The 8,906-nt window shown below is 66.2% G+C and carries 7 protein-coding genes and 1 pseudogene; 1 reads left to right on the forward strand and 7 read right to left on the reverse strand.

Going from position 1 to position 8,906, the window contains the following annotated elements; genetic code table 11:
• Window positions 1-12 precede the first annotated feature (12 nt).
• From smc to sepIVA, 7 genes and pseudogenes are all read right to left on the reverse strand, one after another.
• Window positions 13-3,615 (reverse strand): chromosome segregation protein SMC, encoded by a 3,603-nt coding sequence (smc, locus tag MPSD_RS20020; protein WP_020786548.1) that lies wholly within the window; start codon window positions 3,613-3,615, stop codon window positions 13-15.
• Window positions 3,616-3,713: 98 nt separating this feature from the next.
• Window positions 3,714-3,995, reverse strand: coding sequence for an acylphosphatase (locus tag MPSD_RS29635; protein WP_232022893.1), 282 nt, complete (start codon window positions 3,993-3,995; stop codon window positions 3,714-3,716).
• A 6-nt stretch (window positions 3,996-4,001) separates the two neighbouring features.
• Window positions 4,002-4,406, reverse strand: a pseudogene (locus tag MPSD_RS29640) (OsmC family protein); the annotation flags it as partial.
• Window positions 4,407-4,496: 90 nt separating this feature from the next.
• Entirely contained in the window at window positions 4,497-5,375 is an 879-nt protein-coding gene (gene mutM / locus MPSD_RS20030) for a DNA-formamidopyrimidine glycosylase (protein ID WP_086085322.1), read from the reverse strand.
• Window positions 5,376-6,107: a ribonuclease III gene (gene rnc, locus MPSD_RS20035; RefSeq protein WP_020786545.1), complete on the reverse strand. Its 732-nt coding sequence runs from the start codon at window positions 6,105-6,107 to the stop codon at window positions 5,376-5,378.
• On the reverse strand, window positions 6,104-6,697 hold the full coding sequence (locus tag MPSD_RS20040; protein ID WP_051153652.1) for a YceD family protein: 594 nt from the start codon (window positions 6,695-6,697) through the stop codon (window positions 6,104-6,106). Before MPSD_RS20040 ends, rnc begins: the two co-directional genes overlap by 4 nt.
• A 74-nt stretch (window positions 6,698-6,771) precedes the next feature.
• Window positions 6,772-7,509, reverse strand: coding sequence for a cell division protein SepIVA (gene sepIVA, locus MPSD_RS20045; RefSeq protein WP_015355171.1), 738 nt, complete (start codon window positions 7,507-7,509; stop codon window positions 6,772-6,774).
• A 269-nt stretch (window positions 7,510-7,778) separates the two neighbouring features.
• On the opposite strand from sepIVA, the gene MPSD_RS20055 reads away from it, so the two are divergent.
• Complete coding sequence (locus tag MPSD_RS20055) at window positions 7,779-8,564, forward strand: thioesterase II family protein (RefSeq protein ID WP_036426411.1); 786 nt, start codon at window positions 7,779-7,781, stop codon at window positions 8,562-8,564.
• Window positions 8,565-8,906: the final 342 nt, after the last annotated feature.

The following is an 8,906-nucleotide window of genomic DNA, read 5'->3' on the forward strand; positions in this document are numbered from 1 at the left end:
TTCAGCCGAACGCTACGACGAGTTGGCAACCAGCCGATCGACCTGCTGACCGCGGATCCGCTGCGAGATCACCGCGGTGATGCCATCGCCCTGCATGGTGACCCCATAGAGCGCATCGGCGACTTCCATCGTCGGCTTCTGGTGCGTGATGATGATGAGCTGCGATCGGTCCCGCAGCATCTCGAACAGGCCGATCAACCGGCGCAGGTTCGTGTCATCGAGGGCCGCCTCCACCTCGTCCATGATGTAGAACGGCGACGGACGGGCCCGGAAGATCGCCACCAGCATCGCCACCGCGGTCAGCGCCTTCTCACCACCGGAGAGCAACGACAGCCGGGAGACCTTCTTGCCGGGCGGGCGGGCCTCCACCTCGATGCCGGTGGTGAGCATGTCCTCGGGCGCGGTGAGCCGCAACCGGCCCTCACCCCCCGGGAACAACGAACTGAAGACGATCTGGAACTCACGTTCCACGTCGACGAAGGCGTCGCTGAACACCTGCAGGATGCGGGCATCGACGTCGGCAACCACATCCAGCAAATCCTTGCGGGCCGCTTTGACGTCCTCGAGCTGGGTGGACAGGAAGTTGTAGCGCTCCTCTAGCGCAGCAAATTCTTCCAGGGCCAGCGGGTTGACCCTGCCCAGCTCCGTCAGTTCACGCTCGGCGCGTTTGGCGCGGCGCTGCTGGGTGGCGCGATCAAAAGGCATCGGGGCCGGCGCGACGACCTGCTCGCCACGTTCGCGGGCCTGTTCGAATTCGGCCATCTCCAGCTCGGTGGGCGGCAGCGCAACATCTGGGCCGTACTCGGCGACCAGATCTGAGGGCGCCATCCCGAACTGCTCGAGCACCATCTGTTCGACTTGCTCAATTCGCAACGCCGCCTGGGCATTTGCCACCTCGTCACGGTGCAGCGAATCAGTCAGTGTGGCCACTCGGGCGCTCAGCGAGCTGGTTTCTTCGCGAACCGCCGACATCGCCGCTGAACGCTGCTGCCGCTCGGCCGCCAACTCGTCACGAAGCTGCGATGCCGCGTCGACCACCCGGTTCAACCGCCACGCCAACAGCCGCCCGGATTCTGCGACGGCCGCGGCCACCGCCGCCGAGCGCAATCGAACCGCCCGCGCAAGCTCGGCGCGCACCCGGGCTTCGCGTTCCGCCGCGGCGGCCCGGCGCAGCGAGTCAGCCCGCCCGCGCAACGCGTTGGCACGCTCCTCGGCGGTCCGCACGGTGAGCCTGGCCTCCACTTCAATGGCGCGCGCGCTCTCGGCAGCCGCCGCTATCTCCTGGCGGTCGACCGGTTCGGCAGCCTGGACGTGCTGGGACTCTTGAGCGTTGCGCAGCCGGCTCTCCAGCTCGAGGACCTCTTCGAGGGTCTGCGTTCGCCCAACCTCTAATTCCTCACGCTGTCGCAGCAGCCTGGTCCACTCTTCCTCGGCCCCACGCGCATCCTGTCCGATGCGGCCCAGTTGCTCATACATCGCCGAAATGGCGGTGTCGGATTCGTTGAGCGCCGCCAAAGCCTGTTCGGCCGCATCCTGGCGGGCGGTCTGATCGGTCAACGCGCCCGAGAGCGCCGCACCGAGTTCCGCCACCCGCACCTCCGCGGCGGCCAGCTCGCTACGGGCCTTGTCGATCTCCGATGTGATCTCCAGCGTGCTGGGTTTGCGGTCCGAACCGCCGCTCACCCAGCCGGCACCCACCAGATCACCGTCGAGGGTGACCGCACGCAGTTGAGGTTGGGCCTGCACCAGATCCAGCGCTTCGGACAAGTCGTTGACCACGACAACGCCCGAGAGCATCGCCGTCATCGCTGGCCGTAACCGCGACGGCACCTCGATCAAATCCAGCGCCCACAGCGTCCCGGACGGCAGGCCACCGGCCGCCCGGTGGTCGTGGGCATCCGGCCAGTCACCCAGCACCAGCGCGGCGCGGCCGCCGTCGGCCTGCTTGAGCGCGGTGACCGCGCTGCGGGCTGCCCCGAAACTGTCGGCGGCCAGCGCCTCGGCCGCAGACCCGAGCACTGCGGCAACTGCCGCCTCGTAACCCGAACGCACCTTGACCAGCTGGGCAACCGATCCGAAAAGCCCCGCGTCGCTGTGATTGCGGGCCAGCCACGCCGCGCCGTCTTTGCGGTCCAGACCCACCGACAGCGCCTCGATGCGGGCCCGCAGCGACGCCACCTGCCGCTCGGCGTCACGTTCGGCGACCTGCAGTTCGGCGAGCCGCTGCTCAGCCAGCCGCAGTGCCGCCACCGTGCGTTCGTGCTGCTCGTCCAGACCGACCTCGCCCTGATCCAATTCGCCGACGCGGGCCTGCACGGTCTCGAACTCCGCGCGGGTCTGCTGGGCCCGGGCGGCGGCATGTTCGATGCGCTCGGAGAGCCGCGCAACGCTGTCGTCGATCGATTCGACGCGCGCCCGCATGGTTTCCACCTGTCCGGCCAGGCGCGCCAGCCCCTCACGGCGGTCGGCCTCGGCGCGGACCGCTGCCAGGTGCGCGCGGTCGGACTCGGCGGCACGATGCTCACGGTCGGCCAACTCCGCGCGCGCGGCATCCAGCCGGTCGCGGGCTTCGGCCAGCTCGACCAGCAGCTGTTGTTCGGCGATCGCGACCTGCTCGGCCTCTGCGTCCAACGCGTCCGGGTCGGTGTCGCTGTTGGTCACCGGCTCGACGTCGAGATGCTGAGCACGCTCGTTGGCGATGCGCACCGTGGTGCCCACTCGTTCGGCCAATGCCGACAACCCGAACCAGGTGTGCTGAACCGACTCCGCCCTGGACGTGAGCTCGGCCAGCGCCGCCTCGTGAGCGGCCAACTCTTCGGCCGCGACGGTCAGGCGGGCAGCGGCCTCGTCGTGCTCGCGACGCATCGTCGCCTCGGCTTCGAAAATGGCTTCGCGCTCGGCGCGCCTGCTCACCACATCGTCGGCGGCCAGCCGCAGCCTCGCATCGCGCAGATCGGCCTGAATGGTCTGGGCACGGCGGGCCACCTCGGCCTGTCGGCCCAACGGCTTGAGCTGGCGACGCAGTTCGGTGGTCAGGTCGGTGAGCCGGGCCAGGTTGGCCGACATCGCGTCGAGTTTGCGCAAGGCCTTTTCCTTGCGCTTGCGATGTTTGAGCACACCCGCGGCTTCTTCGATGAATGCGCGGCGGTCCTCCGGTCGCGACTGCAGGATCTCGTCCAGCTTGCCCTGACCGACGATCACATGCATCTCACGGCCGATGCCCGAGTCGCTCAGCAGTTCCTGGACATCCATCAACCGGCAACTGCTGCCGTTGATTTCGTACTCACTGGCGCCATCGCGGAACATGCGCCTGGTGATCGACACCTCGGTGTACTCGATCGGCAGGGCGTTGTCGGAATTGTCGATCGTGACCGTGACTTCGGCGCGCCCCAGCGGTGCCCGCGACGACGTACCGGCGAAAATGACGTCTTCCATCTTCCCGCCACGCAGGGTCTTGGCGCCCTGCTCCCCCATCACCCAGGCCAGGGCATCCACCACATTGGACTTGCCGGATCCGTTGGGCCCGACCACGGCCGTGATGCCCGGCTCGAAGCGCAGAGTCGTCGGCGCAGCGAAGGATTTGAAGCCCTTCAGCGTCAGACTCTTGAGGTACACGACCAGCCAGACTACCTAGCAGCGCATTCGCCCCACCCGGTCCCCCGCAAGCTGGCGGACCCGCGCACCCTCAGTCGCGGTGCGTCTCGCCGCCCGGGCTATCGCTCGCTGAACCCACTGATCGGTTCAACCCGTTGCGACCAGTCCGCGACGACCTTGTCCACCCGGCCGGGAGTGGTATCTCCCTCGAGCAGCCGCAGCAGCTGCACACCCGAGTCGCGCGGCCCCTGGGCGACCACCATCACCCGGCCGTCAGCGTGATTGGCGGCGTAACCGGTCAGGCCCAGCTCCAGCGCCCGGCAGCGGGTCCACCAGCGGAAACCGACCCCCTGGACGTGACCGTGCACCCATGCGGTCGGCCGCACATCCGGCTGTGACACGGGCGCGACATCGGCGACCTCGAAGTTGACCACGGTGCCCGACTTCAGCGTGCGGCCCACGGTGCAGACCAGGTCGATGGCCCGGTCGACGACCACGCGCACGCGCTCCTTCTCCTCTTCGGACAAACCCGACAGGTCCAGCTCCAGGGTCTCCTCCAGCAGCGGATAGCGTTCCTGATCGCGGTCGGCGGCACCGGAAACCCTGACCACGGCTTGGTAGTCGTCGCCGAGACGACGAGCCAGCGGCCGGTCACTGGACATGCCGCTGCACGCGGCAAGCGCAATCTTCATCAACTCGCCCGGGGTGAACACCCCATCGACGTCCTCCGAGCCGATGAGTACCTGCGCACCCCGCGAGCTGTGTCCGGTATAGCGGCGAGCACCGGTGCGTTCGACCCACAGTTGCGTCATGGCTTCTTTCTACTAAATTGCGGTGCCGCCTCCGGACACCACTACCGCCCCCGGACGGCGCCAGGTCACCCCCCACGAACTCAACTCTGGCTACCGGCGGGGCCGCGGCTGACATCTCGGGCAGTAGAACGACGAGCGGTTCATGAACTTTTCTCGACGCATCACCGCACCACAGCGCCGGCAGTGTTCTCCTTCGCGGCCGTAGGCGTCCAGCGATCGGTCGAAGTAACCCGACTGACCGTTGACGTTCACATACAGCGAATCAAACGAGGTACCGCCCTTGGCCAGCGCCTCACGCATCACATCGGCGGCCGCATCCAAGACCGCGCCCAGTTGCCGACGGGTCAGCGTGGCGGCCACCCGGACGCCATGCACCTTGGCCCGCCACAGCGCCTCATCCGCGTAGATGTTCCCGATTCCCGAGACCGCCTGCTGGTCGAGGAGTTGGCGTTTGATCTCAGAGTGCTTGCCCCGCAACACTTTAATGACGGAGTCAACGTCGAATAGCGGATCAAGCGGGTCACGCGCCAGGTGCGCGACCGGCGCCGGTACCACGCTGCCGTCGACGCTCACCAGGTCGGCAAGCTGCCACCCGCCGAAGGTCCGTTGGTCGGCGAAGCTCAGCACCGTCCCGTCATCGAGCACGGCGGAGATCCGCACGTGCTCGGCGCGTGGAACACCCCCCAGCAACATCTGCCCACTCATCCCCAGGTGCACCACCAGCGCGGCGTCCGGATCATCGCGCCCGGTCGTGGGCGCCCCAGCGTCCAGCGTCAACCACAGGTACTTGCCGCGCCGATCGGTTCCGCTGATGCGCGCGCCGAGCAGCCGCGCCGTCAGGTCGGCCGGCCCGGCTTCGTGGCGGCGCACCGCACGGGGGTGGTGGACCCGCACCGCGGTCATCGTCTTGCCCACCACGTGGTCCTGCAGGCCGCGCCGCACCACCTCGACTTCGGGCAGCTCGGGCATCTAGGCCGACGAATTGCCGGGCATGGCGCCGTCGAGGACTTCCAGACGTTCGAGTGCCTGGTAGGCGGCGGCCGCCGCCTTCTGCTCGGCTTCCTTCTTGGAACGCCCGACACCCGATCCGTATTCGGTGTTGTTCACCACGACCACCGCGGTGAACTCCTTGTGATGATCCGGACCGGTGGATGTCACCGCATAGGACGGGGCGCCCAGACTGCGCGAGGCGGTCAACTCCTGCAGGCTGGTCTTCCAATCCAATCCGGCGCCCAGCGTGGGTGCCGCGTCGAGCAGCGGACCGAAGATGCGCAGGATCGCCTCGCGCGCCACCTCCATGCCGTGGTGCACGTATATCGCGCCCAGCAGCGATTCCATGCCGTCGGCCAGGATGCTGGATTTATCGGCACCACCGGTGTTGGCCTCACCCCGCCCCAACAGCATGTGGGCACCCAGACCGTGGTCAGACAGGTGGCGCGCCACATCGGCCAGCGCCTGAGTGTTGACCACGCTGGCCCGCAGTTTGGCCAGGTCGCCTTCCGAGCGTTCCGGGTGCCGGTGGAAGAGTTCGTCGGTGATCGTCAGCCCGAGCACCGCGTCGCCCAGAAACTCCAGCCTCTCGTTGGTCGGCAACCCGCCGTTCTCATAGGCGTAGCTGCGATGCGTCAACGCCAGCGTGACAAGTTCCTCAGGCAGCTCGACGCCCACCGCGTCGAGCAGCGCTTGCCGTGACACGCTCACCGCCCACCCCGCCCCGTCGCCTCGGGGCCGTCGGGGGTGAACATGTCGGCCAGCTTGGACCACCTCGGATCGATTTGGTCATGGTGATGACCGGGCTCGGCATCCAAGGCGACACCGCACTGTGGGCACAGTCCCGAGCAATCGGGCCGGCACACCGGCGACAACGGCAGTTCCAGACCGACGGCGTCGATGATCGGTTGCTCGAGGTCGATCCTCTCGTCGACGACGCGGCTGACCTCGCCTTCCTCCGTGGTCGCCTCGGTGGTGCTGTCGGGATAGGCGAATAGCTCGGTCAGGTGCACCTGCACGCTGCCGGTGACGGGAGTAAGGCAGCGGGAGCACTCACCGACGGTGTCCGCGGCGACGGTCCCTGTCACCAGCACTCCCTCCGATACCGACTCCACCCGCAGGTCGAGCTCCACCGGCGCACCCTTGTCGATCGCGATCAGGTCCAGCCCGATGCGTGAGGGGCTGTCCACAGTGGTGTGCACGGTGACCATCGACCCGGGGCGGCGCCCGAGTCGTGCAATGTCGACCGTCAAGGGGCTACTTACATGTCCCGATTTTGTCTGGCTGCGCTGCCTTGCCATAGACGAAATCCTACGGCGCGAGCCCGCGATCTGGCGCCATCCGGTTTGCCCGGCCTCCCGGCGCCCGCTCGCGACTAGCGCGTGGCGTAGTCGTGCGTACCGGCCGCGGTGCGTAGCTGGTGGCGTCCCCGCCCGACAGAACGGAGCGTGCCGTTGAGCATTTCCTCGAACTCGGCGAGTTTGGTGTCCACATAGACATCGCATTCACCACGCAGCCGGTCGGACTCGGCGTGGGCGGTATCGACCAGCCGGGTGGCTTCCGCATTCGCCGCCTGGACCACCTCGTTCTGCGAAACCAGGCGCTGCTGTTCTTTGATGCCCTCCTGCACGGCGTTCTCGTAAGAGATGTTGCCGCTTTCGATGAGCCGATCGCATTCCGACTTGGCCCGACTCATGCTCGCTTCGTATTCGCGCTTGGCCGCGGCCGCGATACGAATGGCCTCCTCGCGTGCTTCCCCCACCATCCGTTCGCTGTGCTGGCGCGCCTCACCAACCATCCGATCGGCCTGAGCTTTCGCATCGGAGAGAATCCGGTCAGCCTCCGCACGGGCGTGGTTGAGCATCGATTCCGACTCGGTGGTCGCCGAGGACACCATCGAGTCGGCATGGGCCTTGGCCTCCTGCAGCATTGAGTCGCGCGCGTCGAGCACATCCTGGGCGTCGTCGAGTTCACCCGGAATCGCGTCTTTGATGTCGTCGAGCAGCTCGAGCACGTCGCCGCGGGGCACAACGCATCCGGCCGTCATCGGCACGCCGCGGGCTTCTTCGACGATTGCGCCCAATTCGTCGAGCGCTTCAAAGACTCGGTACACGACCATACCCTCCTGGTATCACTGGCACTGCTGTTGTTACCAGTGTGCCCGGTGTTATCCCTGTGACGATGGTTCGGCACCGGTGTGTCGGGTCTATTTCCAGATTTCAACGCAGCCTCGGCGACCCGCGATACGGCGGTTCCCGCAGCACACGGCCACGCCCAGCGGCCGGCCGGGCCGGCGGGCGTGGCCCCCGAAGCGGTCATCGCCGGGCCCGCGCGGCACCGCGCCAGTGAGTCGGCTAACCACCACGACGAGCAAGAACGCCGATACAAGCGGTTTGTAAACCAAGGTATGGTGACCCCGTGAACGGGCGCTCAAGCAACAGTAAAAGCGACGAAAAGCTAACTGCACCTACGCTATACATCTTCCCACATGCCGGTGGAACGGCGAAGGATTACGTTCCATTTGCTAAGGAGTTTTCCGGCGAAGTGAAGCGGGTAGCCGTCCAATACCCCGGCCAGCAGGACGGGTACGGCCTGCCACCACTGGAAAGCATCCCCGGCCTCGCCGAGGAAATCTTCGCGATCATGAAGCCAGCGGCTCGGATTGACACTCCGGTCGCGCTTTTCGGTCACAGCATGGGCGGAATGCTGGCCTTCGAAGTGGCACTGCGATTCGAAGCGGCGGGATATCGGGTACTTGCCCTGTTTCTGTCCGCCTGCTCGGCGCCGGGTCACATCAAGTACAAGCAACTCAAGGGCTACTCGGATAACGAGATGCTCGACCTCGTCGCCCGGGCAACTGGAACCGATCCAGAATTCTTCAACGATGAAGAATTTCGAGTGGGAGTCCTGCCGACATTGAGGGCAGTTCGAGCCATCGCCGGTTATAGCTGCCCACCGGAAAACAAATTATCGTGCCCAATCTACACATTTATCGGGAGCAAAGATTGGATTGCCACCCGAGAAGACATGGAACCGTGGCGCGAGCGCACCACCGGAGACTTTTCGCTCCGCGAGTTTCCCGGCGACCATTTTTACCTGAACAAAAATTTGCCAGAGCTGGTAAGTGACATAGAGATCGGAACGCTGCAGCAGTTTGACCAAATTTAGCTAGGGCGAAACCTGGGCCCGCGACGCCGGCTGACGGGCGGCTTACGCCGCTCCGGCATCCCGGTTCGCTGCACGCTGACGGGGCCGCCGGGCCGCCGCAAGCCCACCCAGTTTCGCCCCCGCATGCCACCTAGCCTGGGCCGATGTGCCATGGATCACCCGCGACGGAGGTTTCGCCGATGTTACCTTTGTCACAACTGGACGCCAGTCCCAAAACCGCTGGCATCCTGGTCCTAGCAGTCGAAACCTCATATCTCACGCAACTGGACATTGGTCACACATGCCTCAAATTTCACAGAACGTACGACCGCTTCCCCCGGGGGGCATGAAATTAGCGCTCAA

The sequence above is a fragment of the Mycobacterium pseudoshottsii JCM 15466 genome, assembly GCF_003584745.1.
In the GTDB taxonomy this organism is placed as follows: Bacteria; Actinomycetota; Actinomycetes; order Mycobacteriales; family Mycobacteriaceae; genus Mycobacterium; species Mycobacterium marinum.

Bases quoted from the DNA above. Each gene is read 5' to 3' on its own strand.
- mutM (WP_086085322.1), bottom strand. From the start codon at position 5,375: ATGCCCGAGCTGCCCGAAGTCGAGGTGGTGCGGCGCGGCCTGCAGGAC.
- MPSD_RS20040 (WP_051153652.1), bottom strand. From the start codon at position 6,697: ATGGCAAGGCAGCGCAGCCAGACAAAATCGGGACATGTAAGTAGCCCC.